At 38.5% G+C, this 26,239-nt stretch carries 27 protein-coding genes; 9 read left to right on the forward strand and 18 right to left on the reverse strand.

Annotation, left to right across the window (positions count from 1 at the left end; all coding sequences use genetic code 11):
* Window positions 1-15: 15 nt before the first annotated feature.
* The gene (locus tag N0B48_RS21590; protein ID WP_259841457.1) at window positions 16-2,094 is read right to left on the reverse strand and encodes a T9SS type A sorting domain-containing protein; all 2,079 of its coding nucleotides are present in this window, start codon (window positions 2,092-2,094) and stop codon (window positions 16-18) included.
* 151 nt (window positions 2,095-2,245) lie between these two features.
* Between N0B48_RS21590 and N0B48_RS21595 the strand changes: the two genes are divergently transcribed.
* On the forward strand, window positions 2,246-3,115 hold the full coding sequence (locus N0B48_RS21595; RefSeq protein ID WP_259841459.1) for a helix-turn-helix transcriptional regulator: 870 nt from the start codon (window positions 2,246-2,248) through the stop codon (window positions 3,113-3,115).
* A gap of 95 nt (window positions 3,116-3,210) precedes the next feature.
* Here the strand turns inward: N0B48_RS21595 and N0B48_RS21600 are convergent, their stop codons facing one another.
* Together N0B48_RS21600 and N0B48_RS21605 are read right to left on the reverse strand one after the other, a co-directional pair.
* On the reverse strand, window positions 3,211-3,495 hold the full coding sequence (locus N0B48_RS21600; RefSeq protein WP_259841460.1) for a hypothetical protein: 285 nt from the start codon (window positions 3,493-3,495) through the stop codon (window positions 3,211-3,213).
* A gap of 93 nt (window positions 3,496-3,588) precedes the next feature.
* Window positions 3,589-5,196, reverse strand: a complete 1,608-nt coding sequence (locus N0B48_RS21605) for a fumarate hydratase (protein WP_259841462.1) — start codon at window positions 5,194-5,196, stop codon at window positions 3,589-3,591.
* 173 nt (window positions 5,197-5,369) lie between these two features.
* Between N0B48_RS21605 and N0B48_RS21610 the strand changes: the two genes are divergently transcribed.
* The 4 genes from N0B48_RS21610 (at window position 5,370) to N0B48_RS22970 (ending at window position 7,960) form a co-directional block, all read left to right on the forward strand.
* Complete coding sequence (locus N0B48_RS21610; RefSeq protein ID WP_259841464.1) at window positions 5,370-5,822, forward strand: hypothetical protein; 453 nt, start codon at window positions 5,370-5,372, stop codon at window positions 5,820-5,822.
* A 5-nt stretch (window positions 5,823-5,827) separates the two neighbouring features.
* Entirely contained in the window at window positions 5,828-7,222 is a 1,395-nt protein-coding gene (fumC, locus tag N0B48_RS21615; protein WP_259841466.1) for a class II fumarate hydratase, read from the forward strand.
* 308 nt (window positions 7,223-7,530) lie between these two features.
* Window positions 7,531-7,725, forward strand: a complete 195-nt coding sequence (locus N0B48_RS21620) for a bacteriocin-like protein (RefSeq protein WP_259841468.1) — start codon at window positions 7,531-7,533, stop codon at window positions 7,723-7,725.
* Window positions 7,726-7,753: 28 nt separating this feature from the next.
* Window positions 7,754-7,960: a bacteriocin-like protein gene (locus N0B48_RS22970; protein WP_442867486.1), complete on the forward strand. Its 207-nt coding sequence runs from the start codon at window positions 7,754-7,756 to the stop codon at window positions 7,958-7,960.
* A 43-nt stretch (window positions 7,961-8,003) separates the two neighbouring features.
* Here N0B48_RS22970 and N0B48_RS21625 read toward each other — a convergent pair whose 3' ends face one another.
* From N0B48_RS21625 to N0B48_RS21665, 9 genes are all read right to left on the reverse strand, one after another.
* Window positions 8,004-8,939 (reverse strand): Dyp-type peroxidase, encoded by a 936-nt coding sequence (locus N0B48_RS21625; protein ID WP_259841470.1) that lies wholly within the window; start codon window positions 8,937-8,939, stop codon window positions 8,004-8,006.
* A gap of 373 nt (window positions 8,940-9,312) precedes the next feature.
* Entirely contained in the window at window positions 9,313-10,032 is a 720-nt protein-coding gene (locus tag N0B48_RS21630; protein ID WP_259841472.1) for an ABC transporter ATP-binding protein, read from the reverse strand.
* A 3-nt stretch (window positions 10,033-10,035) separates the two neighbouring features.
* The gene (locus tag N0B48_RS21635; protein WP_259841474.1) at window positions 10,036-11,502 is read right to left on the reverse strand and encodes a DUF5687 family protein; all 1,467 of its coding nucleotides are present in this window, start codon (window positions 11,500-11,502) and stop codon (window positions 10,036-10,038) included.
* Window positions 11,503-11,552: 50 nt separating this feature from the next.
* Complete coding sequence (locus N0B48_RS21640) at window positions 11,553-13,202, reverse strand: DNA repair protein RecN (RefSeq protein WP_259841476.1); 1,650 nt, start codon at window positions 13,200-13,202, stop codon at window positions 11,553-11,555.
* A 77-nt stretch (window positions 13,203-13,279) separates the two neighbouring features.
* Window positions 13,280-14,182 (reverse strand): type IX secretion system protein PorD, encoded by a 903-nt coding sequence (gene porD / locus N0B48_RS21645; RefSeq protein ID WP_259841478.1) that lies wholly within the window; start codon window positions 14,180-14,182, stop codon window positions 13,280-13,282.
* A 36-nt stretch (window positions 14,183-14,218) separates the two neighbouring features.
* Window positions 14,219-15,424: a bifunctional phosphopantothenoylcysteine decarboxylase/phosphopantothenate--cysteine ligase CoaBC gene (gene coaBC / locus N0B48_RS21650; RefSeq protein WP_259841480.1), complete on the reverse strand. Its 1,206-nt coding sequence runs from the start codon at window positions 15,422-15,424 to the stop codon at window positions 14,219-14,221.
* 123 nt (window positions 15,425-15,547) lie between these two features.
* Window positions 15,548-15,871: a DNA-directed RNA polymerase subunit omega gene (locus N0B48_RS21655; RefSeq protein ID WP_027372958.1), complete on the reverse strand. Its 324-nt coding sequence runs from the start codon at window positions 15,869-15,871 to the stop codon at window positions 15,548-15,550.
* Between the two features lie 41 nt (window positions 15,872-15,912).
* Window positions 15,913-16,908 (reverse strand): outer membrane protein assembly factor BamD, encoded by a 996-nt coding sequence (locus N0B48_RS21660; protein ID WP_259841482.1) that lies wholly within the window; start codon window positions 16,906-16,908, stop codon window positions 15,913-15,915.
* A 103-nt stretch (window positions 16,909-17,011) separates the two neighbouring features.
* Entirely contained in the window at window positions 17,012-17,641 is a 630-nt protein-coding gene (locus N0B48_RS21665) for a TetR/AcrR family transcriptional regulator (RefSeq protein WP_034726870.1), read from the reverse strand.
* A 98-nt stretch (window positions 17,642-17,739) separates the two neighbouring features.
* Between N0B48_RS21665 and N0B48_RS21670 the strand changes: the two genes are divergently transcribed.
* The 4 genes from N0B48_RS21670 (at window position 17,740) to N0B48_RS21685 (ending at window position 20,368) form a co-directional block, all read left to right on the forward strand.
* The gene (locus tag N0B48_RS21670; protein ID WP_259841483.1) at window positions 17,740-18,366 is read left to right on the forward strand and encodes a TatD family hydrolase; all 627 of its coding nucleotides are present in this window, start codon (window positions 17,740-17,742) and stop codon (window positions 18,364-18,366) included.
* Window positions 18,359-19,084, forward strand: coding sequence for a tRNA threonylcarbamoyladenosine dehydratase (locus N0B48_RS21675; protein ID WP_259841484.1), 726 nt, complete (start codon window positions 18,359-18,361; stop codon window positions 19,082-19,084). The genes N0B48_RS21670 and N0B48_RS21675 overlap by 8 nt, the downstream gene beginning before the upstream one ends.
* Window positions 19,084-19,455, forward strand: a complete 372-nt coding sequence (gene rnpA, locus N0B48_RS21680; protein WP_259841485.1) for a ribonuclease P protein component — start codon at window positions 19,084-19,086, stop codon at window positions 19,453-19,455. The genes N0B48_RS21675 and rnpA overlap by 1 nt, the downstream gene beginning before the upstream one ends.
* A 304-nt stretch (window positions 19,456-19,759) precedes the next feature.
* The gene (locus N0B48_RS21685) at window positions 19,760-20,368 is read left to right on the forward strand and encodes a DUF4126 domain-containing protein (RefSeq protein WP_259841486.1); all 609 of its coding nucleotides are present in this window, start codon (window positions 19,760-19,762) and stop codon (window positions 20,366-20,368) included.
* A gap of 58 nt (window positions 20,369-20,426) precedes the next feature.
* Here N0B48_RS21685 and N0B48_RS21690 read toward each other — a convergent pair whose 3' ends face one another.
* From N0B48_RS21690 to N0B48_RS21715, 6 genes are read right to left on the reverse strand one after another with little or no spacing between them, the layout of a single operon-like run.
* Window positions 20,427-22,463 (reverse strand): DUF8458 domain-containing protein, encoded by a 2,037-nt coding sequence (locus N0B48_RS21690; protein ID WP_259841487.1) that lies wholly within the window; start codon window positions 22,461-22,463, stop codon window positions 20,427-20,429.
* A 1-nt stretch (window position 22,464) separates the two neighbouring features.
* The gene (gene lptE, locus N0B48_RS21695; RefSeq protein ID WP_259841489.1) at window positions 22,465-22,986 is read right to left on the reverse strand and encodes an LPS assembly lipoprotein LptE; all 522 of its coding nucleotides are present in this window, start codon (window positions 22,984-22,986) and stop codon (window positions 22,465-22,467) included.
* Window positions 22,983-23,684, reverse strand: coding sequence for a DUF4013 domain-containing protein (locus N0B48_RS21700; protein WP_259841490.1), 702 nt, complete (start codon window positions 23,682-23,684; stop codon window positions 22,983-22,985). Before N0B48_RS21700 ends, lptE begins: the two co-directional genes overlap by 4 nt.
* A 9-nt stretch (window positions 23,685-23,693) precedes the next feature.
* On the reverse strand, window positions 23,694-24,980 hold the full coding sequence (locus tag N0B48_RS21705) for a sigma-54 interaction domain-containing protein (protein WP_259841492.1): 1,287 nt from the start codon (window positions 24,978-24,980) through the stop codon (window positions 23,694-23,696).
* Window positions 24,981-25,013: 33 nt separating this feature from the next.
* Complete coding sequence (locus N0B48_RS21710) at window positions 25,014-25,811, reverse strand: tetratricopeptide repeat protein (protein ID WP_259841494.1); 798 nt, start codon at window positions 25,809-25,811, stop codon at window positions 25,014-25,016.
* The gene (locus N0B48_RS21715; protein WP_259841496.1) at window positions 25,783-26,226 is read right to left on the reverse strand and encodes a hypothetical protein; all 444 of its coding nucleotides are present in this window, start codon (window positions 26,224-26,226) and stop codon (window positions 25,783-25,785) included. The genes N0B48_RS21710 and N0B48_RS21715 overlap by 29 nt, the downstream gene beginning before the upstream one ends.
* Window positions 26,227-26,239 lie beyond the last annotated feature (13 nt).

A 26,239-nucleotide genomic window follows, 5' to 3' on the forward strand; every position in this document is an offset into this window, starting at 1 on the left:
CAAACGTATCGGGACTTAGTTTTTAATAATTTTCTTAGAAAAAATCTGTCCGTTCTTTAACTTTAATTCTACAATATAAATTCCATTCGGAAGTCCGTTCATATTGATCTGGTTATTGGTGAACTGGATATTATTCAGCTTCTGTCCTACCATATTGATTACATTAACGTTTTCGATTATTAAATCTGCTTTGATATTAAGAACACCGTTCGTAGGGTTGGGATAAAACCCTACTGCTGAAGTATTTTTGATGATATCTGATGTTCCTAAAGCAGAACCTGTTTTGATACATCTTACCGCAGATCCCTGTCCTCTCATCGCTCCTGAAGAAGGATTGGCAATGGTAGAACCTATGTACAGGTATTTCCCTCCTGAGTTGGAGGTGTCAGAACTCCAGAAATATCCTCTTTGTCCCGCAAATGTAAGTGCTCCGTTGGAAGAGCTTCTGTACCCTGATGCAGGCAGCTTTAGGTAACTATTATAAGCTGTTCCCGGATTTGCTATATGATCTGACTCCACAGCCGCTGCCCATTCAGCCTGGGAAGGCATTTTCCAACCCGGTCCTGCAGCCATACAAGGATCTGCTCCTACATTTACAGATACATTCGCTGCATTGGAAGCGGTCCATTTATCCGTAGCTGCAAAAGTACCCCACCATGAAGGCGATCCGATGATGAAAGCATTAGAACCAGCCAATCCGTCCGGTGAATTCGGTGTTGTAGGTGCTGCCGTAGCTGAATTTCTCAGCTGGTGACCGTCGTCCCATCTTCCCCACTGGAACAGATCACCGTACGATGTTTCATCACCCAGTGCAGAGGCTACCTGAGAACTTCCGAGGTTCTGCTGCATCCAGATATTTCCATCAGCACCTCTTACCGTTGAATACGTTACCTTCTGTCCACGATAAGTAAAAGTCACACAGCCTGTATCTCCTGCATTGCTTCCCGGATCAGTATTGGTACATCCCGGAGGTGTTCCATTCAGTGGAATTCTTTTCACTTTGGTCACATCTTCGGAATAAGCAAGGACCAGATAATTATTAGCCTTATCAATCGCAAGATCGTTATATTTAGCTTCTCCGCCAGAAATAAAATCTCCTCCGTAGGTTACCCACTTCTGTGTAGCAGTATCGAACTTATAAACTGTATTTCTTAATAAATCGTTATCCTCAAAACGGCTGGCTGCCACAAAGGGCTGTCCGGATGCAGTCACTACAATAGCTACATGCTGTACCCTTCCGTCAGAAAAATCAGCCTGACCAAGCTGTATCCAAGCATTTCCGTTAAATTTCTTTACGTTAAGTTTCTGACCGTTCGCTGAGCTCGCAACATAAGCTACATACAGATTGTTGTTACCATCTATCGCAATATCAGACGTGTACTGTTCTGAAGAAGAAGCCGCATCTACAATCGTTCCTCCTACCAGTGTCCATGTATCTGTAGCTACTGCTGATGTACTGTTCTCATATACTCTCACACCTGATTCGATGTTGCACGTATATATTTTCTGATTGGACCCAATCACCATTTCTGCAAATGATGCTCCGTTTGAAAAGCCTGTATTTCCCACCTGCTCCCAGGCACCGTTTGCGTAACGCTGTACAGTTCCTGAGTCTTGTCCCCCGAATGTAAACAGGACATTGGATGGAGAAACCGCAGAAGCATGATAGTTTGTGGAAGATTCCGTAACTTTTGGAAGCTGTGTCCATGAAGTTCCGCTAAACTGACGAACGGCAATTCCAGATCCCGGATATCCTATCTGATTGGTGTAAAAAACATTTCCTAAACCGTCAAGGGATAATGAATTAAAAGTTGCTGTACCCTCTGTAATTCCTGCTGTACCTCCTACATAAGACCATGAAGTCCCGTTGAATTTCTGCACAGAACCTTTAGCCACAGATGTATCATAATAAGAAAGATAATAGTTTCCAGCCTGATCTACTGCCAGATTGTTATAACTGCTTCCTCCTGCTGAAACTCCCGGTACACCTCCTACATCCTCCCATTGCTGGGCATATAGATAACTTCCTGCGATGGTTAGCAAGGCCAAACCTGCTCCTATTTTACGGATCGCAAAATGTAAATTTTGAAACATATCTAATATTATTTTTAATTATTCTAAATTTAATTTAATTTTGCGCAAAATTACCTTTCATTATTAACGCTGAGTTATCATTTCCAAACTTTTTGTTATCCAATGCAAGGCTTTTATTTCAAATTGTACCCTACCCGTAAAATCATTTCCTATGAAGAATCTCTCCAGGAGCGGATTGCTATTCAGTTCCGACAACATTAAGATCGTCATGCAGGAAGACCCACAGCCTGAAAAGTTTTCAAAATGGCATATGATTGAAAGCAGGGCAAGTTTCAGCCTGCTTTTTCTGCTGAGTCCTAATATTAAACTGGAAGCCAATGACTGTGAGACAAAATTTCTCTTCAGGAAAAACCAGTACATTCTTCATTATTCTTCACAGGAAAGTACAGCCGAACTCTGGACAGAAAGCCAGGAAGCTTTGAAATATTTTCAGATCCAGATTAATTATCAATATATTTTTAACCTCATCGATCCGGAGTCGAGCAAAGAAAATGCGGATATCCTGGAAAACATGATCCGGAACAATTATATTTTCCTTCATAAAAGGACGCCACCTTATATGACTGTGGAAATGCATATGATTCTGAATGAACTGATCAGTTATTCAAAAAAAGGAATGGTACAGAGATTATTTGTGGAAGCCAAGATCATTAAACTTCTGATTCTGATTTTTGAACAGTTCAATGAAAAAAACACCATACAGGCCGAACCAGGAACTTCTTTTGTGATCAAAAAATTCATTGACGAAAATTATCACAAAAATATCCGTGCGGAAGATATCGGAAAACTTACTGGAATCAATCAGAATAAGATCAGGAAAGAATTTAAGGCGCAATACCAGATGACGGTTTCCGATTATATTTCAGAACTGAGAATGCTGAAAGCGAAGAAAATGATCATCGACAAAGGCATTATGATCAAAGAAATTGCAATTGAATGCGGGTATGAATATGTACAGAATTTCACCCGTGCATTTAAAAAGAAATTCGGAGTCTCTCCTGAAAAACTGAGAAACGGATAATAAAAAAACCGCCTAAAAAATTAAGCGGTTTATATATGTTGTTTTGCTATGATATTACTTTTTCAGAATTAAGGTGAAAAAGCAATGACAGTCAATTAATGATGATGTCCGTGATCGTGTAGGAAAGGTCCGTTTCCTTTAGGATTGCTGAAGACTACTTCTACGCCTTCCTGCTCGTTAAGTTCTTTTCTTCTGATATCTTCAGGATCAAAAGGTTTTACTTTTCCGAAATATTCTTTCAGACCTTCAGTTAACCACATTGGAATTACCAAACCGAAGAACATGAAGATACACCAGAATCCTACTAAGAACATAGTTATAAAGAATACAGTCCATAGGAACTGGTAGAACGGCCAAAATGCTGATAAAATCGTTATCATTCTCTTAAAGATTTTAGGCAAAAATAGGACTTTTTTGCGTTGTACACAAAACATACAAGCCCTATTTTCTAATTTATTTTGATTTTAAACTAATTAATGGGCAAGATCTGCGAAGAAATCATTCCCTTTATCGTCCGTAATGATGAACGCCGGGAAGTCTTTTACTTCGATCTTTCTTACCGCTTCCATCCCCAATTCAGGGAAGTCTACGATATCTACAGACACAATATTGTCTTTGGCAAGAATTGCTGCCGGTCCGCCGATAGATCCCAGATAAAAGCCTCCGTATTTACCACAAGCCGTAGTTACATCTTTACTTCTGTTTCCTTTCGCCAACATAATCATGCTTCCGCCGTGGCTCTGGAATTCATCTACATAGACATCCATTCTTCCCGCAGTGGTAGGTCCGAAGCTTCCTGAAGCCATTCCTTCCGGAGTTTTTGCAGGTCCTGCGTAGTAGATCGGGTGATTTTTGAAATATTCAGGCATCGGTTGTCCGCTGTCCAGGATTTCTTTAATTTTTGCGTGGGCAATATCTCTGGCAACGATCAGCGTTCCATTTAATTTTAATCTTGTTTTGATAGGATATTTGGACAGCTCAGCCAGTATTTCGGGCATTGGCTTGTTCAAATTGATGTCAACAGCTTCTTCCAGGTGTGGTGGCGTATCCGGTAAGAATCTCTTTGGATTTTCTTCCAGCTGTTCAAGGAAGATCCCATCTTTTGTGATTTTTCCTTTGATATTTCTGTCTGCAGAACATGAAACTCCCATTCCTACCGGACAAGAAGCAGCATGACGCGGAAGTCTGATCACTCTTACATCATGGGTAAGATATTTCCCTCCAAACTGTGCTCCGATAGCACTTTCCTGGCAGATTTTCTGAACTTTAGCTTCCCATTCAAGATCTCTGAAAGCCTGTCCGCCTTCATTTCCTTCTGTCGGAAGGTGGTCATAATATTTGGCAGATGCTTTTTTCACGGCAGAAAGATTCGCTTCAGCAGAAGTTCCTCCGATCACAAGAGCAAGGTGATAAGGCGGGCACGCAGCCGTTCCAAGGTCTGAGATTCTTTCTTTTACAAATGCTTCAAGAGACTTTTCATTCAATAATGATTTTGTCTTTTGGTATAAGAATGTTTTATTGGCAGATCCTCCTCCTTTCGTTAAAAACAAAAATTCATAATAATCTCCTTTTTTAGCATAAATATCGATCTGTGCCGGAAGATTAGATCCTGAATTTTTTTCATCAAACATCGTCAAAGGTACCACCTGAGAATATCTCAGATTTCTTTTCTGATAGGTATTGTAAATTCCTTTGCTCAGGTATTCTCCGTCATCCACTCCGGTGTAAACACTTTCTCCTTTTTTACCCATAACAATGGCCGTTCCTGTATCCTGGCATGAAGGAAGAGCTCCTTCCACCGCCACAGCAGCATTCTGCAAGAGATTGTAAGCAACGAACCTGTCGTTATCTGTAGCTTCCGGATCGTCGATGATTTTTCTGAGACTTTCAAGGTGAGAAGAACGAAGCATGAAAGAAACATCAGCCATAGCTTCTTCAGCCAAAAGCTCCAATCCTTTCGGATCAATGGTTAAGATTTCTCTTTCTCCTAATTTTTCAACCTTTACATAGTCTGATGTCAATTTTTTATACACCGTATCATCTTTCTGGATCGGATACGGATCCTGATATCTAAAATCCATTCAATTTTTGTTTGTGCAAAAATACGTCATCCTTAAAAAAACATGAGTAAAATCACTCATCCATATTGATATTTATAATGGTTATAAATTGCGGGATTCTGAGTTTATGATTAATTTTATAGAAACTTATTTTTCCCATAAAAGTTTTTAAAAGCAATAATTATTTAAGTTCAATGAAAAATATTTTAATCATACTTTTCTTTCTTGCTATTTGCAATAATAGTTTTGCTCAGAAAAAATCAGATAACATTTCCAAACTTTCAGGAACTTGGGTAGGAAAAATTGGAGAAGATCCAATTCAATTTCAAGTTGTGGAAGACAGTCAAAACTCTGTTACATTTTCATTCATTAATTTTCAAAATGAAAGGTTTACTGTACAAAAATCTGATGTAACAACAAATGAAAAAAATGAATTCATTATTCATATAAAAGAAGCTAAATTTTCTTCAACACGTTTTGAAAAATGTGTCTTTTCTAAAGGAACTATAACAATTTCCGATTTTTCAGAAAACAATATGAAATTAAACTTAAAATCAGTTGGGCCAAATTGTTTTTTAAGTTACGATGTAATAATGAATATGCCAGACATGGATGACACTCTACTAACAAAAGAAAAAATCAAATAAATAATATGAATTACAGAATAGAAAAAGACACCATGGGAGAGGTTCAGGTGCCTGCCGACAAGTTTTGGGGAGCACAGACTGAACGTTCAAGAAACAATTTTAAGATCGGACCTGAGGGTTCTATGCCTCACGAAATCATTGAAGCTTTTGCATTTTTAAAGAAAGCTGCTGCTTATACCAATACGGATCTTGGTGTTCTTCCCGCAGAAAAAAGAGATATGATCGCTAAAGTATGTGAAGAAATCCTGGAAGGAAAGCTTAACGACCAGTTTCCTCTGGTGATCTGGCAGACGGGTTCAGGAACACAATCCAATATGAACATCAATGAAGTGGTTTCCAACAGAGCTCATGTGAACAATGGTGGAACTTTAGGCGATAAATCTGAAATCCATCCGAATGATGATGTGAATAAATCTCAGTCTTCCAATGATACTTACCCAACCGCGATGCATATTGCAGCTTACAAAAAAGTGGTTGAAGTAACAATTCCGGCTGTTGAAAAATTAAAAAATACAATTGCTGCGAAGGCAGAAGCATTTAAAGACATTGTAAAAATCGGGAGAACCCACCTTATGGACGCAACTCCTCTTACGCTTGGACAGGAGTTTTCGGGCTATAAAGCTCAGCTTGAATATGGATTGAAAGCTTTAAAAAACACCCTTCCTCACCTTTCTGAACTTGCTTTGGGTGGAACCGCTGTAGGTACGGGACTAAACACACCCAATGGTTATGATGTAAAAGTAGCTGAATATATCGCGAAGTTTACAAATCATCCTTTCGTTACAGCTGAGAATAAATTTGAAGCTCTGGCTGCTCACGATGCTATTGTAGAATCTCACGGTGCTTTAAAACAACTGGCTGTTTCTTTATTCAAGATAGCTCAGGATATCAGATTGCTGGCTTCCGGGCCACGTTCGGGAATCGGGGAAATTCATATTCCGGAGAACGAACCGGGATCTTCTATTATGCCAGGAAAAGTAAATCCTACGCAGAATGAGGCAATGACCATGGTTTGCGCTCAGGTTCTCGGAAACGACACTACGATCTCTTTTGCGGGAACTCAGGGGAACTACGAACTTAATGTCTTCAAACCTGTTATGGCGTACAACTTCCTTCAGTCTGCCCAGTTAATCGCGGATGCTTGTATTTCATTCAATGATCATTGTGCGGAAGGTATTGAACCGAATCATGAGAGAATTAAAGAATTGGTAGACAAATCATTAATGCTTGTTACCGCTTTAAATACGCACATCGGTTACGAAAATGCAGCAAAAATTGCAAAAACAGCGCACAAGAACGGAACAACTCTAAAAGAAGAAGCTGTAGGCCTTGGCTTTTTAACAGCTGAGCAGTTTGACGAATGGGTGAAGCCGGAAGATATGGTAGGAAGCCTGAAATAAGGTTTGTTACATATAAAACATTGAGGCATTTTAAGCCCTTGTATTTCGGAAATAAGTGAAACGCCTTTGTTTATCTTACTTTAAAGAAATTAAAATCAATTCTTTGTATTTCTTTGCGTTTAATAATCACAAGAGTAAACAAAGGCATCCCATTTGAAAAAGAGTGAAACAAAAAACATTAGAAAAACCTCAGAAATTCTGAGGTTTTTATTTTTATTAAAACACTGACTTACAATTTTTTATCAAAACATATCTTGCAATTCTATTTTTTCATATATTAGTGATATAAATATATTCTAAACTAATCTATGAAAAATCTAAAAAAATTAAACCGAGAGCATCTAAGAGAAGTAATGGGAGGACACACGTGCCCGAATAATCTTGTTCATGTGGAATTCAACGGCTATCATGCGTGCTGCCTGAATATGCCTCCTGAAGGAAATCCGTGCAAAGGAAAATTCTGCTTTATTCCTGAGGGAATGTGTTCCAGTGAACCCATGTAAGATGAAATGCTAACTCAACTATTTTACTATGAAAAATCTAAAAAAATTCAACAGAGCCAATCTGAAACAAGTATTTGGAGGGGTGGTTATTCCACGCTGTCCACTGAACTGGTATCTTGTCCAATACAACGGTTATTATGCTTGCTGCAGTGTTCGCACAGATAATCCCTGCCAGGGGATGTGTATGGTCCATGTTGACATGTGTGGGGTACCGATAGAGGAAGATCCTATTTAAAATAATTGATGGAAAGGCCGGAACTTGTTTCCGGCCTTTTTATTTATCCTGAAAATTCATCCAGCATATTTCTGGTAGGAACAAAGAAAAGCGTTCCGGTAATTGCTGTACTGAAATCCAAAATTCTGTCATAATTGCCCGGCGGATCTCCGATGAACATATTCGTCAGCATTTTTTTCGTTGTGCTGAATGTACTTGAATAGGCAATAAAATAGGTTCCGAATTCATTGGAAGAAGGACTTCCAAAAGGCATATTATCTCTTACAATTTTAAGCTCTTCACCATTTTCACCTTCAATATTAGCCAGAGCAATATGGGAATTGGAGGGTTTTACAGAATCCGACATTTCTATATCTTTTTCCTTGGACCTTCCTATCACTCTTTCCTGCTCTTCTGTGGAAAGTCCTTTCCAGGCATCCATATTATGAAGGTATTTCTGAACAAATAAGTAGCTGCCCCCTTTATACTGAAGATCTTCATCACCGATTTTAGCAAAATAATCGCGATCTTCTCCGTGCGGATTTTCGGTTCCATCTACAAAACCGAGAATGGAACGGGCATCCCAATATTTGAATCCGTGGATTTCAAGAATACTTTCGGCAACGGAGCTCAAAAGTTTTGAAATCTCTATTGCCATATCGAAAATAAGGCTTTTATTATCCGCTCTCAGGTGAAAATGAAGATCTCCGGGCGTAGAAACAGCGGTATGTTTTACTCCTTTAATTTCTTCAAAACTGATCAGCTCTTTTGGTAACGGCTTCGGTAGCTCTAATTTTTCCCAGCCTTCCCCACCAATTCCCATCACACAGCTTGCCCTGCTGTCCGGAAACCTGTTGAAAGCCGAATTATTAAGATTGAGAACCAAAGCGCAAAGCTGCTGGAAAACATCTTTCAGTTGTGGGCTGTCATTCAGTTTCCACACCATAAAAATAGTGTTGCTGTTGGGATAGTCTGTGACGTTTTGGGATTCTATGCTCATTATTTTTTATATCGAAGTTGTTTAAACTTTTATTTTCCTCAAGAGTGAAAATAGAAAAAGAAAGTCATGTACATTGGATCCAATTGATATTCAAAGTTTCAAACCCTCCTAATAAAGTTTTGAAACTATCCAGCCAGACATTTTTATATTCTTTATAGTTGGAAAAACGCAAAGGGACGCAAAGTTTGAACAAAAATAAGAATATTTTAAGGCGCAAGAAAATCAAAGATTTTCAGCAAGTTCGTTAGCATTTATTGAGCGGTCTACAATTTTATCGCAGATAAAATCCTGGCGCCTTAAAGCATCATCTTTTCAAATTTCTTTGCGTCCCCTTGCGTTTTTCCAACAAAAAAAGTTCAAAACAGTTGATCAATTAAACTTCTGCCGGTGTAGAAACCTGATCTGCAAAATATTGTTCCAGATCTTTCAATGTTTCCGGATTGGTTTTGATATCTTTCACAAGCTGTCCTTTGTTCACAACGACAATTCTGTTACAGACTTCTGTGGTATGGGAAAGATCATGGCTGGAGATAAGAAAAGTAACTCCGTCTTGCTTTGAAAGTTCTTTTATTAAATTTTTAAGCTTGATCTGCGTGGAAGGATCCAGATTCGCAAAAGGTTCATCAAGGATTACAATTTCCGGATTTCCGATGACAGCTCCAATGATTCCTACCTTTTTCTGGTTTCCTTTCGATAAATCACGGACATATTTTCCAGAATTAAGAATTTCTCCATTGAAAAAATCATGGAAAGGTTTTAAAAATTCGTCTACAGAAGCTTTATTCTGACCTCTCAGTTCTCCGATGAAATAGAAATATTCTTCAGGCGTCAGATAACCGATCAGGAAAGTATCATCCACAAAAGCAGATACTTTGTTTTTCCAGGCTTCAGATTCATTGACTTTAATATCCTCGATGCTTACAAAACCTGTCGTAGGCTGGATCAGGTCAAGCATAAGACTAAAAAGCGTGGTTTTTCCCGCTCCATTATTTCCTACCAGCCCAAAAGTTTCACCGTTAGGAATTTCAAGATGCTCAATATTAAGAACTGTAGCAGTCCCGTAGGTCTTGGATAAGTTATTGATCGTAATCATAATTTAGTCTTTGTTTTTAAATGCGTCCAGCGTACTGTATTTTTCGCGTTTGTATTGTTTGACGATGATATCGAATATTTTTTCTCTCAGCAGAAATCCTATAAGCCCCAAAATAGCAATACTTACAACGCCTGCCGTGATTCCGAAGAAGTATTTTGACAAGGCAAAAACACCCATTGGAAGTAACATTTTCGGGATCAGAAGAAGCATGGCTTTAAGATTAAAACTGTTTTTCTGTCCTATTCTTTTTTCTTTTGAATTAAGATCAATCTTGGTTTTATTGAATGCCCCGGACCAAAGGGTAAGCTGGGAATTTACTCCGATATTATAAATTCCTGCTGCAAAAAATGTGATATAAAGTTCCCAGCCGAAATAGGCATAAAATAAGGCAATGATGATTGAAGCCGCTGTCATGATGTTGATCAGCCACCATTTTGCTTTGAGATATTCTTTGTAAGGAACGTTCAGCGTCATCATTAACGAGTAATAAGAACTGTCGAAAGATGGAACCCTCTGCCCGAAAAGAAACTGAAACCCTCCGGTCACAAACAGTCCCATAAACATCATCATGGCCGGTTTTTTATAAATAACGGAAGTATACATCAGCAATCCGTAGAAGAGGAAGAAAAAACTTCCAATCAGAATTCCTTTCGTTACTTTATTCCGTCTCAGCATTTTAATATCGTTGTTGATAAATGTTCCAATGACGCCGTATTTATTTAAGAAGGCAATATTTTCGGTTTTCCCAAACTGTTTCTTAGCTTCCAATCCCTGATCCAGATAGAATTCTTTACGAACGTAGCTGAAACAGATTCGCCATAAAGCAAAAAACAGGACAACTGGAATTATAACCCAATAAGGAGTCTGGTAGAAACTATAAATAAATTTTTCCGAGTAAGAAAGTACCGGCACAATATTGTAATAGCCAAGCGCACCCACTCCGGCAAATATACAGCCTATGATAATCGCAATCGTTTCTTTATCATTGAACAGGATATTGATAAAATTATTCAGATAAAATAAGAAGGAAATTCCGATGAACCAGGTTAAAATCCCGACAATGCTGTATCCATTGAACATAGCTATGATCGCAAATGTAATGAAAAACAGGGAATTCAGCCAGCTCAATGCGGAAAGAAAGGTTTTCACGAGCATATAATTGACCAGGGTATTCTTAGGAATATTCTGAGTCAGGAACGGTTTGATATTCTGGGTAGACATTTCCTGCCAGACATACTTTAAAATCAAGTCTGCGGCCCATGCCATCACTAAAAATTTTGAAACTACTTTTAAAGGATCCTGATGCATTTCGTCCCGTACGTAGAAGAACGCCGCAAAAGCTCCTCCTGCCAGACAGGCCATAAAATAAAGGATTCCAATAAAACGAAGGATCTTCATCGCAAGATTCACGCCTACAGAAGTACCGCGGAAAAAGCTCTTGATTTCCAGTCTGAGGAACTTTAGAAACATATTTTAGTTTTTTATATTAGTCAATATAAAGTAAAATATGTTACAGTTTTCTAGCCAATTAATTCTTTCGCCTGTGCCAGTGCAGCCTCAGTAATTTTACTTCCGGACAGAAGCTGGGCGATCTCGTTCAGCTTTTCTTCGTCATTCAGAGGAATGATGGTAGACTGTGTTTTGCCGGAAATGTCACGTTTTACGACTTTGTAATTGTCATTTCCTTTGGCTGCAACCTGAGCGAGGTGGGAAATAACGATGAGCTGCATATCCGTTGACATTTCTCTCATCAGATTTCCGATTTCCTCGGCTACTTTTCCTGAAACGCCGGTATCAATTTCATCCAGAATCAGAGTTGGAAGCTCATCACTTTCAGCAATAATTTTTTTCACCGCAAGCATTACCCTGGACCTTTCACCCCCGGAAATGGCGGTCTGAATTGGTTTTAAAGGGAAACCTGAATTGGCCTGGAAGAGTAATTGTATATTTTCTTTTCCGAATGCGTTAAACTCTGTGGTATCATCAAGTTCAATATCCACTTTCGCTTTTTCAAGACCTAATTTTTTCAGAAGTCCTTCTGCTTTTTTAATGAAGACAGGAACGGATTTTTTTCTGTTTTTTGAAAGCTTTTCGGCAAGAGCCTGAAGTGTTTTTTCTTTTTTAGAAATATTTTCTTCTATCTCTGCAATATGATCTTCAAGTTCTGAAGCGCCTTTCTGCTCACCTGCCAGCTGATCTCTGAGTTCTTTCAGTTCGTTGAGATCAGAAACATTATGTTTGAGAAATAAAGCATTGATCTTGTTATTAAGTTCCACAAGAATCGCCAGATTGGCCGGATTAATTTCTATTCTTTCCGATTCATTTTCAAGTTCGGAAATGATATCTTTCAGTTCTACAAAAGAGGTTTCCAGCCTTTCATCAAGTTCTGAAAAACCGTTGGATACTTCTGCTATTCTGGAAAGTTTGTGTTTAGCTTCGTTAAAAAAAGACAGGATTCCTACTTCTTCCTGATGAAACCTGGAAAGGATCTGTACAAGATTTTCGGAGATCATCTCTGCATTTTCCTGAATAGACAACTGATTCTGAAGGTCTTCATAATCTACATCATCCAGTTTCAATTCTTCCAGTTCGTTCAGGAGAAAATCTTTGTAATCGCTTTCTTTTCTGTTCTCAGAAAGCTGGGCCTGAAGCTTTTTAAGCTGTATTTTTAAACTCTGGTAGTCTGAAAATTCATTCTGATAGTCTTCAATAACCTTCTTGTTTTCAGAAAGTCCATCAATAATTTTAAACTGATATTCTGACGTAAAAAGATTGGAAGTTTCAAACTGGGAATGAATATCAATAAGTTTTGAAGATAGTTCTTTAAGCACATCAAGGGTCACCGGCACATCATTGATGAAAGCCCTGGATTTTCCGGATGGAAGAATTTCCCTTCTAATGATGGTGTGATGCTCATAATCCAGATCATTTTCGATGAAGAATTTTTTGAACTGGTTATTGAGATCAAATTCAGTTTCTACAATGCTTTTCTCCTCCGATTTGGAAATAGATTTTACCTCCGCCCTTTCGCCAAGGATCAATCTTAAAGCTCCTAAAATAATAGATTTACCAGCTCCGGTTTCCCCGGTAATTACCTGCAGACCGTTATTCAGTGATACTTCAAGGGTATCAATCAGGGCAAAATTTTTAATGTAAATTCTCGAAAGCATGGATAATAGCTGATTACTTTAAGTAATGCAAATATAGAATTTAGTATTCGGTATTCAATGACTAAAGCCGGTGGATTTTATTTCCACTTGCTCCATTTATTCTCAGAATATTTGGGCGTAAAGATCATCATCTGCTGCTTAAGGTCATTCATGACAAGTCCACCATTGTTTCCTGAATTGAAAACATTGAAAATTTCATCACTTTTATTGTCCAAAAATAAATTGAAGTAATAGGACTGCTGAAATGAGTTTTCATACATTTTCAGCTGCATAAGCGCATCAAAGATCACCTTTTTTGCGGCCGTCTGATCCTGATTGAACAGATTATCTAAACCTGCCCTGTGATACGTATACATGGTAGATCTTAACTGACTCCAGTTTGGATTGATGATCTCATTGATCAGTATCGTACGGCTTCTGGGTTCATTGATGACATTCCACCCTTCATAGTTCCTGTTCTGCGAATTTTGGGCTATCTGCTGCGCTTTTGAGAACCATTGCGTTCCTCCCATCGACTGGAAGCTGTCTGCGTCATAACCTAAGATCACATAGACATAAAAACTGACCACATCGATCAGGTTTTTTCCTGAAAACTGTCTTTCATTAAACACAAGGTTTTCATTTTCCACATATTCAAATGCAAATCTCTGATCCTGAAGATTGACCAAAGGTGACTCATAGCTGGTATTGTATACCGGACGAACAGCCTGGATCACAATACTTCCTTTGAATCTATTCCCGTCTCTTTCTGCAATTACAACGGCAAAATTACATTTTATCTTTTCGAAATTCTGCAGTTTTTTTCCGGTCCAGCTGGTATTGTTGATAAAGTCTCTAAGACTTTTCTCCAACGCTTTATAGGCCTGCTGGTTACTTCCCCCCAGCTGTTGGGCGTTGATCTGTACTGTTGCAAGCAGTTCCTGGGAAAAACTCAGATTATATATAAAAAGCAGCAAGAATAGGCTTATGATTTTTTTCATTATCTATTAAAAATTGAGAACGGAAATTTATTAAAATTATTTTAAAAGTTGAGACTCAACAAAATCCAGAATATCTACAGCGACTTCATCTTTGGATTTCAGGTCGAATTCCTTTTTTCCTGTTTTGGTAAATATCTTAATTTTATTGGTATCGTTTTTAAAGCCTGCTCCTTCATCACGAAGAGAGTTCAGGACGATCATGTCAAGGTTTTTCTTTTCCAGTTTTCCTTTGGCATTTTCTTCCTCATTCTGGGTTTCAAGCGCAAAACCTACCAGAAACTGATGGGTTTTCTTTTCACCCATCGTTTTAAGAATATCAGGATTTTTCACCAATTCGATGGTTAAATTATCATCATTCTTTTTAATTTTCTCCTTCGCAACCTCTTTTGGAGCGTAGTCTGCCACTGCAGCGCTGGCAATACCAATATCTACGCGGTCATAAAATTCAAAAACTTTATTCAGCATTTCTTTGGCGGAGGTTACTTTATGAAGTTCAATATTCTTATCATCGGTGGTTTGAGAACTTGGTCCGGAGATCAGAATCACTTTAGCACCTCTTTTTGAAGCTTCTTCAGCAAGCGAGAACCCCATTTTTCCAGAGGAATGATTTCCGATAAACCTTACAGGATCAATAGCTTCATAAGTAGGTCCGGCTGTGATCAGCACAGTTTTTCCTTCAAGGCTTCTGCTATGATTTTGAGAAGCAAAGAAATTGTCAACGGTTTTAAAAATCGTCTCCGGTTCCGCCATTCTTCCCTGTCCTATCAGACCGCTTGCCAGCTCACCACTTTCTGCCGGAATAATAAAATGTCCGTAATCTTCCGCCATTTCAAGATTCTGTCTGGTAGAAGGATGCGTATACATATCAAGATCCATAGCAGGAGCAATAAATATGGGGCATTTCGCAGACATATAGGTGGCAATGACCAAATTATCACACATCCCGTGGATCATTTTGGCTAATGTATTGGCCGTGCACGGAGCAACGATGATGACATCTGCCCAAAGGGCCATTTCCACATGACTGTTCCAGGTACCGTTATCACTGTAAAAATCTGAATATACAGGTTTTTTTGAAAGCGTTGAAAGACTTAGTTTCGTTACAAACTGTTCTGCATCGGGCGTCATAATCACCTGAACTTCGGCTCCTTTTTTCACAAAATCCCGGATCAGGAAATGAATTTTATAGGCCGCAATTCCTCCAGAAACAGCGATAAGTATCTTTTTACCGGAAACACTCATTTAGTTTTAATTTTTGAAATACTAAATTACTTATTTTTTCGCACAAAGACGGGTACAAACAGACAAAGGTCATAAAAGAATTGAATTCCTTTATGACCTTCATATGATTAAAAACAAAAATAATTATTTTCTGTCTTCTGTCTTTCTGAAATAGATATCTTCATTCAGCCATTCTTCGATAGCAATAGAAGTAGGCTTAGGAAGTTTTTCGTAATGTTTAGAGATTTCAATCTGTTCTCTGTTTTCGAAAACTTCTTCCAATGTAGAATTGTGCACAGCAAATTCGTCTAATTTATTGTGAAGTTCCGTACGGATCTCCGCGTTGATCTGCTCTGCTCTCTTTCCCATGATAACAATAGCTTCATAGATTGAACCTACTTTATCTTCAATCTTGTCTTTATCGTAAGTAATAGTATTTACTTCTGCTTTTGTATCTTTTACACTCATTTTGAGAAAATTATTTTATTTTAAGATGGCAAATTTACGAATTATCTTTGGATTTTGAAAGTGGCTGCCGGAGGAGGGGTACTAAGTGCCGCACTGTCCCTCTGGATCTGCATTGCCTTCTTTTCGTTGCTGATCTGATCTTTGATCTGCTGCTCCGTTTTATTTTTTTCTGCCGTCTTTTCAGCCTCCTTTTTCTGTTTTGCCGTTAATGTTGCAATTCTTGCTTCCGTTTGTTTTTTTATAACCGCAAAGTTAGCCTTTTCTTTTTCCAGTTTTCCTCTCAGATCTATCGCTGTTTTGGAATATTCTGTATTCGGAAGTTCTTTTTCTACCACTTTGGTATAAGCCAAAGCACTTTCTATACGCTCCCCTTTAAGTTCATACACTGATTTTGAAGCCAGTTCATAACGGGATTTCATGATAAAATCATAGATCTTCGGACGAAGTTTTGTACTTGGAAAATCTTCCAATACATTTTCTAAAGCCACGTTAGCTGCTTTATAATCACCCATCTTGAAATACTGTTTTGCATTTTCGTATGCTTTGAACTCTAATTTATAAGACAGTTCATCAATTAGCTGACTGATATTTTTAGATCGCTCAGAATTAGGATAATTCGTCAGGAAGTCCTGAAGCTCATTGATCGCTGTTTCTGTAGTAGACTGGTCCAAATTATAATCCATAGAACCTTCGTAGTAGCATAATGCAGACATGTATGCAGCTTCTTCAGCTCGAGGGTCTTTCGGGAAGTTTACGGCAAAGTTTTTAAACTGATGTCCTGCCAGTTTATAACTCTTGTCATAATAATTGGCATAAGCAGTATTAAAACCTACGTTAGGAAAATCATCTGTTCCCGCCACAAGGTTAGTCAACCTGTCATATAGAGCCAATGCATTTTTCCACTTCTTTTTGGTAAAATTCTCATTCGCTGCCTTTAAGATTACGTTCTTGTCAGCACTCTTCATTGCTCTTTCCTGCTGGCTTACGCATGAAGAAACAACTGCTACAGCAAAAAGACCTAAAATATATTTTTTCATATAAAAAATTCAACAGTTTTCGGATTCTACAGCCGATTTACTAATTTGCAAAAATATAACTTTTTTGTCAATAGATTTTTTTTTATGAATATTTAACGTAATTTTAGTCTGCAGCGTATCCCAAAATGGCAAAAACACTGAGTAAAAGATTCATTCTTACTTTTTTCTCCGCTTCTTTTGTATAAGCTTCCTCATTTTTACTTGGCACATACAGCTCATAGAAGTTTTTATTCCGAATGACAAATAATGTAGAACCTATGATCATCGTAAGGATATCTTCAGGTTTGGGAGTGAAAGTAAATACGCCCGAAGCCACACCCTTTTTAATCACATCATCCAGTTTTTTTACAAACAGCTGATAGAAGTCCAGCAGCTCGTCTTTTAAATTTTCGGTATGTCTGAGTTCCTGAGTAACGAACCCGTGGAAATAATTGTATTTGAATAATTGGGAAACAATATATTTAATGATTTCTCTCAGCTGCATTTCAGGCTTGCCGTCCTTGATGGTATCTGCAAATTCTGAAAAGTTCTCTCTGGTCTTCAGTACCCGGTACTGATAGAGGTAAGACATCATTTTTTCTTTGGAACCGAAGTAATAGGAAATCATCGCCACATTGATGTTGGCTTTGGAACAGATATCTCTTACAGAAGTCCCCTCATACCCTTTTTTGGCGATAAGTTCCTCTGCAATATCCAGAATATGGATCTGTTTTTCCGTAAATTTTTTTCTCATGAAGTGCACTTTGAGTAAAGTTAAGAAATTTTTAACACATTTATAAACGTTCGTTTAATAATTTTAAATTAATTTTCTGAATAATCGTACTTTTGTTAATGGATCTTTTTGATTTTCACCACCATAAGAAGAATACAGCCTATGGGATTTACAATATAGACTTCGGAACGGCTCCCCCGGAATCGCCCTATTCTATAGGTATACATCCTAAAGATATCGCTGTGGATTCTGTGGAGCAGCAGTTCAGCTGGCTGGAATCAAATATCACCGAAAACTGTCTGGCCATCGGAGAATGCGGGCTAGACTCTATAGTTCAGATTCCTCAAAAGATCCAGGAACAGATTTTTTTAAGACAGGTCCTTATTTCCAACGAGATCAAAAAACCTTTGATCATTCACTGTGTAAGAAAGTTTTATGAAGTGATTTCTTTTAAAAAGAAAGCCACCCAGGCCGTTATTATTCATGGTTTCAACAAAAAGGAACGCATTGCTGAAGACCTGCTGAAAAATAATTTTTATTTGAGTTTTGGAAAAGCTGTTTTGTATCATTTATCTTTGCAGGAAATTGTAAAGAAAACACCCTTAGATAAAATCTTTTTAGAAACTGATAATGAATGCTTTAATATTGAAGAATTGTATTCAAAAGTTTCGGAGTTAAAGGGAATTTCTTTAGAAAAACTGAACGAACAGATTTTAGAAAATTTAGACACGATAAAGAATGGATAAGTACTGGCTGGAGAGAACGGAGCTCCTGATGAAAGAAGAAGGACTGGAAAAGCTTAATAAGGCTAATGTCCTGGTCATAGGTTTAGGAGGCGTAGGTTCTTTCGCTGCGGAATTCTTGGCCAGAGCAGGTGTGGGACACATGACGATTGTAGACGGCGACACCGTAGACATCACGAACATCAACAGGCAGCTTCCGGCATTGCGCTCAACGGTAGGACAGCATAAAGTAGAAGTAGTGGCTGAAAGGCTTCTGGACATCAACCCGGATCTTAAATTAGTCAAGATCAATGAATTCCTGAATCCGGAAAGAATGGATGAAGTTCTCGATTCTGACAAGTTCAATTATATTTTAGACTGTATCGACAGCGTTACCCCAAAACTGTTTTTAATTAAGGCCGCCAAAAGAAGAAAAATAAAACTGGTGAGTTCTATGGGAGCCGGTGGAAAAACAGATCCAAGTAAGGTGATGGTAAGAGATATCAGCAAAACTCAGAACTGTTTCCTTGCAAGACAAATCAGAAAAAGACTTAAAAAAGAAAATATCAACAAAGGTTTCAGATGTGTATTCTCCAATGAACTTCAACAGGAGGAAAGTCTGAAACTAACGGACGGGGCCAATTATAAAAGGTCTTTCTACGGCACTATCAGCTATATTCCTGCGATCTTCGGGTTGTATGCAGCCGCTGAAGTGATAAATTATTTAGTGAAACAAGATTAATGAACTATACGTACTCCAGAGAAGAAAAACTCAAGAAAAACACTGAGATTGCTTTACTTTTTGACAAAGGTAAATGGAGGACCTGTGGAAATCTAAGAATTATCATTCTGAAAGATAAACCTAATCTGCAGGTAGACAGCCATAAATTTGGAGTTTCTGTTTCTAAAAGATATTTTAAGAAAGCCGTGCACAGAAATCGTGTAAAAAGGCTTTTAAGAGAATGTTATCGTCTGAATAAGGATTTATTTAAAGAAGCTTTCGGAGAAAAAACGCTGGCGATGATGTTTTGGGTTTCGCCTGAAATGCCGGCTAAGTTTCAGGATGTAGAGGAGCAGTTTATTAAGCTGTGCCAGATGCAGAAAAGACCCTAATAATGGAGCAATGGAGCAGTGTAACAGTTTACCAATGAAATTAACAATGCGTAAAATGTGAGACTGTTTAATTAGTTGTTCTTTTATTTTTTCCCACGGATTACACAGAATACACAGATGAGGAGTGGGAAATAAATGTTCCTTCTCCAAATATGTCAGCATTCTATTTTTGTTTCGGATGCAAGAAATTTTATCAATGAATGTCGGTATTTGTGTATTAAAAAAATGATAGAGGTTTAAATTTTTATAAAAGGCTTGCATAGTTTTTGTAATTTTAGGGAAAACAATAAATCTGAAAATTAAAATGTTAGATCATATTCCCTACCTCTCTTACGTACTCAGTGCCTTTATCGGTATCGGACTGGCTGCGGCAACAGGCTTCAGAGTTTTTCTGCCGATGTTTGCGGTAAGCCTTGCGTCTTATTTTCACTGGATTCCGATGAATGAGCATTTTGAATGGCTTTCGGGGCTTCCTGTGCTTATTACGACCGGCATTGCCACTATTGCTGAAATTTTAACCTATTATATTCCTTTTGTAGATCATTTGCTGGATACCATCTCGGTCCCTCTGGCTACTGTAGCGGGCTCTGTTTTATTTGCCAGCCAGTTTGCAGATTTGGGAACTTTTCCACAGTGGGGCCTTGCGCTGATTGCCGGCGGAGGAACTGCAGCCACGATAAGTTCGGGTTTTGCGGGGATACGGGCGGCTTCTACCGCTACCACGGGTGGTTTGGGAAATTCGGTGGTGGGAACTACTGAAACGGCTGGAGCAGGCATTATGTCTATACTGGCGATGGTTGCGCCGGTAATTGCCGCAATATTTGCCATTATTCTGATTATTCTTGTGGTTATTTTCGGTAGGAAAGCGTGGCGTAAGTTGCGTAGTCTCAAAAATAAACCTGATCATATATAAAAAAATGAAAGGCCGAACACCTCTGTGATCAGCCTTTTTTATATCTTTTGCATCAGGATTAACCTTTGCTTCTGAAATCTTTTATCTCCTTGATTTTGGTTTGGAAATGTTCTTTTTTCTCAGGATTTTTCTTGATCAGAATTTCAAATGCCTTGATGGCTTTAGTATAGAGTTTCTGCTCAAAATACAGGTTAGCCAGCGTTTCCGTCATTAAATGTGAAATATCATCATTCTTTTCTCTGACAACATACGTGCTTTCATCTCTTAACTGACTAATCTTAGGATTGTTTTCAATAAAGGCTTCGATAACCTTTTCCTGAATAGGTACTACTTCTTTTTTCTCTACAACAACCTCTTCTTCTGTCGGTCTGTCTATTTTAAGCCAGCTCTGCCATGTGTTGATAAACCCGGGAACATTGCTGTCAGATGGTGTCTGTGTAGTATTTTGAGCTTTAACTTCCTGAACGGGCTCTTCTGCTTGTATGTTTTCTTTTTCTCTTTTTTCTACGGATAAACTTGAGATATCTGAACCGAAGAAAGAAACATTCATCACCGGAGCTTCTCCTTTTGATATTTTTATTTCAGTAGCTTCTTCTGCATTCTTTGCCTCTTCATGCTGTTCTTCTGCCGTTTCAGGCGTTTCTTCTGCAACAGGTGCAAGATGCTCTTCCGAAACTATTTCAGATTCTTTTTGAGGCTCTTCGATCGTTTCTACAGCAGGAATCTCTTCCGGTGTCGGAGCTTCAGTTTTTGGAGTGGGAGCTCTTTGTTCTTTGGAGATCATAGAATCCGGTACATTAGATTCCAGGCTCATCGGTTTCCATGCGGAGACTTCCTGAGCGAAGATCTTCTGTTCTTCCGGTTTTTCTTCTTCTATTACTGTCGGCTCTTCGTTTTGTATAGGCTGTTCTGTAGTCTCTACTTCTTTTTCAGGAATAGATTCTTCAGCAGTTTTTGGTTCTTCTTTTTCAGTGGACCAGAAGTGGAAATTCTGTGTTTCGGCAAAACTGATTTCGTGATCGGCAGTTTCAGGCTCCTCATTGTCAACTTTTGGAGCTGACTGAGCTTCTTTCATTTTCTTTTCTACCTCTTCGATCAGGCGTCTCATTTCTTCCTCATGCTTATTGACATTCGGTTTGGAAACTTCCGCAATTACAGCTTCATCATCACTGTTTGCCTGGATTTTAACATCCGGAAGGAATTCATCCATTCCATGGAAACTGATTTCGGCATGCGGTTCATCTGCATTTCCGGTTTCATCAATGATTTCAGAATCCTGCTCTGCTTCAACGGTTACTGGCTCTTCAACAATTGGTTTCTCTTCTTCTTCCTCTGTAACTTCTGTTTCCGGTACTATTGTTTCTACCTCATGGAAACTTACCTCTTCCTCTTTATCGATTTCCTGTTCTTCGGCAGGTTCTTCGATTTGATCTTCATCAATAATCAATTCGGGAGTGAATTCTACTCCGGCTTCTGAATCTTCTGACTGTTCATTCTCTTGTGCTTCCGGCTCCTGTACAGTCTCTTCTTTAAGATCTTCTGTAACAGCTTCCGTTTTTTGGGTCACGATTACGCCTGATTCCATTGTGGATTCAAGGTCTATAATGTCTGAATGGGTTTCATCAAGAAAGTTTTCTTCGCCTTCAAAAAGAATTCTGTTTCTCTCTCCATTCACATGGATATGTCTGATCTCCTGAACAGGCGGGATCATAGATGCCGCTGCCTCATACTGATCCTGCTTTTTATCGGAAGCCTCTTCTCTTTTTATAGGGAAAGCTTTGTCTTTGTAGGAATATTTTACAGCCTTTTCGGTGGTTTTGGAAGACTGTTTTTCTTCTGCCGTTTCAGGCTTTGGTTCGCGCTGGATCTTCCCGTTGATCAGCTGATAAAGAAGTTTTTTATCGGTGGTATAGGCCGCCGTTGTAGAAAGTTCTTTCTGATAGTTTTCTTTATCATAAAGGTGTACCCCAAACAAATGAAGTGCCCTGATGTTCTGAACATAAGGAAAAGCATGGATTTCTTCTTTCAAAAGACCGAGATCTTCTGACTGAATATTTTTGGGGTTCTTTAATAATTCTAAAACTCTGGGATTCATCTTACCAATTGGCTACAATATCGTTAAATATCTTGTTAATAATTCTGTCTGTCACAAGCTTCACCTGGGAAGCTTCTATCTGACTCTGCGTCAGGTCACTGTTGAAAACCGCTTCATCCGTATAGGTCCTGTCGAAACTGGAATCCGGATGTATTTTGTTTTCGTAATGTACTTTTACACTGATCGTCAGTTTGCTCTGTGCCTGCTGTACCACACCACCTGAAGGGTTTGTGGATGTATTGGAACTGATCGTAGTAGGTGAGAAACCGTAGTCGGAAATTTCACCTTCTATCAAAATATCAGGATTTGATTTTGTTCCTTTTAAAGTGGTTCTCTGCAGGAATCTGTTCTGGATATCCGTAGAAAACTGCTGGGAAAGAGTAGGGTTTACAAGTGCTGCATTGTTCGGAAATTCATTGATCTGAACGGTCTTTTCATCCGTCAGTGAAGATCCTGTAAAAGAGTAACACTGATGAAACAGCGAAAGAATGACCAACCCGAATATTATTTTTAATTTACTCATACCATTTTTTGATTTAACGACTCCAAAACATCTTTATAAGCAGCATATTTAATGCAGATCCCCAAAGGTATAGAAAACAGGATTCCTATTCCGCATGCAATAATTCCAAGCTGGGATATGAAGCCTACTACAATGGAGAATAAAAGGATCATAAAAAAGTTTTTCTTGGCAATTTTCCAGGAAAGTCTGTATGCTTCTCTTACGCTTGTGATTCTGTACAGCGAGATCAAAGGCTGTATAAAATACATGGATATAGAAAGAATCATAATAAATATCATGATCATCATCATCCACAATCCCATTCCACCTGCCAATAAAGCTGCCCCGGCATCTGATACCTGTCCGCCTTCAGTGTCAGCAGCAATCAAAAATGGAACCAGCGTAAATTGTATCGGAATCATTGCCACAATACATATGGCGAAAATAAGCAGAAACAATTTCAGATACACTACGAAATCCGTAAAGTCGAAAATATCTCCTGCTGAAACCTGCTGACCTTCATCTACTTTTTTGCAGATCTTATAGAAGTTCCCCAATCCAAGAATACCACAGAAAGGGATAAAGCTGATGACAAATAAGAGTAGCGTAGCCACTATGAACCCACCAATATCTTTTTTGAATAAATCTGTTCCCTGGGATACATATTTCCCGATATTAAAATCATATTCTTTTACATTAAGTCCTTCTAAATTCTTCATTCCTGTTAATTAGTCTTCTAAGTTATATTGTTTTATTTTTCTGTATAATGTTCTCTGTGAAATGCCAAGCTCGTCCGCCGCTCTGTTTCTGCGCCCTTTATGCTTCTCTAACGCTTTGATAATTAAATCTTTTTCATTATTCTGAAGCGATAAAGATTCCGGTCTGTTCTCTTCTATTTCTATCTCTTCAATATCTTCGTAGCTGTCATCAGCATTTGACATAATAGTTGGTGAAGACTGTACCACCGGCGATTTATCTTCGAAATACAGCAGTGAATTCTGTGCTACAGGCTGGCTTTGTTCCGCAGAATAAATCCTGTTGATCAGGTTTTTTTCCTGATTGCTCAGATCAGCTGTTCCTTTGTTTTTGATCAGTTCTGAAGTTAGCGATTTTAAATCATTAAGATCACTTCTCATATCGAAGAGAATTTTATACATGATCTCTCTTTCGCTTCCGAAATCACTCTGCTTCTGAGCGTTCTGATTATTAACCACCATAGGAAGGTGGGTTTCCATAGGAATATATTCAGCGAGTTTCTCCACTGTTATTTCGCGGTTTCTTTCCACCACGGTCATCTGCTCTACCAGATTTCTTAACTGACGGATGTTTCCCGGGAACGTATAATTTTCAATATAATGAACGGCACCAGGTTCAAGCTCCAGTTCCGGCATTCTGTATTTTTCTGCAAAATCTATAGAAAACTTCCTGAACAGTAAGTGAATATCTCCTTTTCTTTCTCTCAAAGGAGGCATATCGATCTGAACGGTATTTAAACGATAGAATAAATCTTCACGGAATCTTCCGTCGTGAATGGCCTTCATCATATTGACGTTGGTAGCTGCCACAATTCTCACATTGGTTTTCTGAACCTGTGAAGAACCTACTTTCATAAATTCACCGCTTTCTAAAACTCTCAAAAGACGAACCTGGGTCTGAAGGGGAAGTTCTCCCACCTCATCTAAGAATATGGTTCCACCGTCTGCCACTTCAAAATATCCTTTTCTTGTGGCTGTAGCTCCGGTAAATGCACCTTTTTCGTGCCCAAAGAGCTCAGAATCTATGGTTCCTTCCGGAATGGCTCCACAGTTGACTACGATATAGGGTTGATGCTTTCTTTTAGATTCTGAATGGATGATTTTCGGAATAAATTCTTTCCCTACCCCACTTTCTCCAATCACCAGAACTGAAATATCTGTGGGTGCCACCTGAATTGATTTTTCCAGGGCCCTGTTCAGTGCAGGAAAGTTTCCGATGATTCCAAAGCGGTTTTTTATGTTTTGTAAGTCGTTGCTCATAAGTAAATTTTTGATTATTGATTTAATAATAATCTACAGGGCCTCAATCTGTTTCCTGTAGACTTTGTTAAAGTGATGAGTGTAGACATCTTTCATGGTCTTACCTTCATCATAAGTCCCTAATGCTAAGGTTTTTAAATCCAAATAATCTTTGTTTCTGATCTTAGAAACTTTACTTTTAAAATATATATTCTCCGCAAAGTCGTATTCTTTGCTCTGTTTTTCGAAATTTTCTGAAGCTTTGTCGTATCTGCCCAACTCGAAATAGGTCACTCCCAGCTGGTAATGGTCATACATTCCTTTGAAGTAGCCTTTTGATACCAGCGCTTTTTCAATAATCGCGGCAGCTTTTTCTTTCTGCCCCAAAGCACTGTAAGCCATGGCTTTCACCACTTCCAGGTGATAATCTCCGTTTAAAGATCTTCCTAAGTCCTCGGGATAGTATTTTTTTAATGCTTCTAAATCCTGAACAGCTCCGTTGTAATCGCGCAGGAACTGGAATTTACACCAGCCTCTGTAGCCCAGGTGCATTTTAGGATCTACGGCAACAGCTTTATCAATAAGAATTTTCCAGGTTACAAAATCTCCGTTCTTAAGATATGGAACGGCTTTTTCCATATATGAATTAGAGAAATCGGGGCACAATCCGATGGCTTTATCAAAAGCTTCCTGAGATTCTCTGCTGCCCTGTCTGTCTGAAGCCCAGTTGTATAACTCACAAGCTTTTTTGCAGTTCTCACCCCCTACTGCGTTACAGTTGACCTGCGCAATAGTATTGGTGTAAACGATAAGCATCAAAAAGCTAAGGTAATACCTCTGAAACTTTTCCATTTTCAATTTTATAGGTTAAATACTGATAATAGCCTACTTTAAAACCTTTTATCTCTTTCGGAATCCAGCCGTCCAGAGATTTTGTAAACCTCAGCAAACGGTCTCCCAGTTCTTTATCTAAAACTGTTTCTTTAAGTTCCGCATTCATTTGCTGAACTCTGAACAGTCCTGTTTTTCCTTCACAATTTACTAAAAATCTTACGGTAATATAACCGTTCGTTTTAGTTTCGGAAGATATTTTTTCTTTTTCAAGTTTTTCTGTAATGGCGATTTTCTCTCCTTTATAGTCAAACTCTTTTGATCCCTGATAATACTGAAGATGAATCAGCTTTTCCGTGGTGCATCTTTTAAATGCAGGATCATCCAGTTTTTCATCAAATTCAATATCTCCAACGGTTAAAGGATATTTGCTCACGCTTTTTTCGGTC

The organism is Chryseobacterium herbae, assembly GCF_025154075.1.
In the GTDB taxonomy this organism is placed as follows: domain Bacteria; phylum Bacteroidota; class Bacteroidia; order Flavobacteriales; family Weeksellaceae; genus Chryseobacterium; species Chryseobacterium herbae.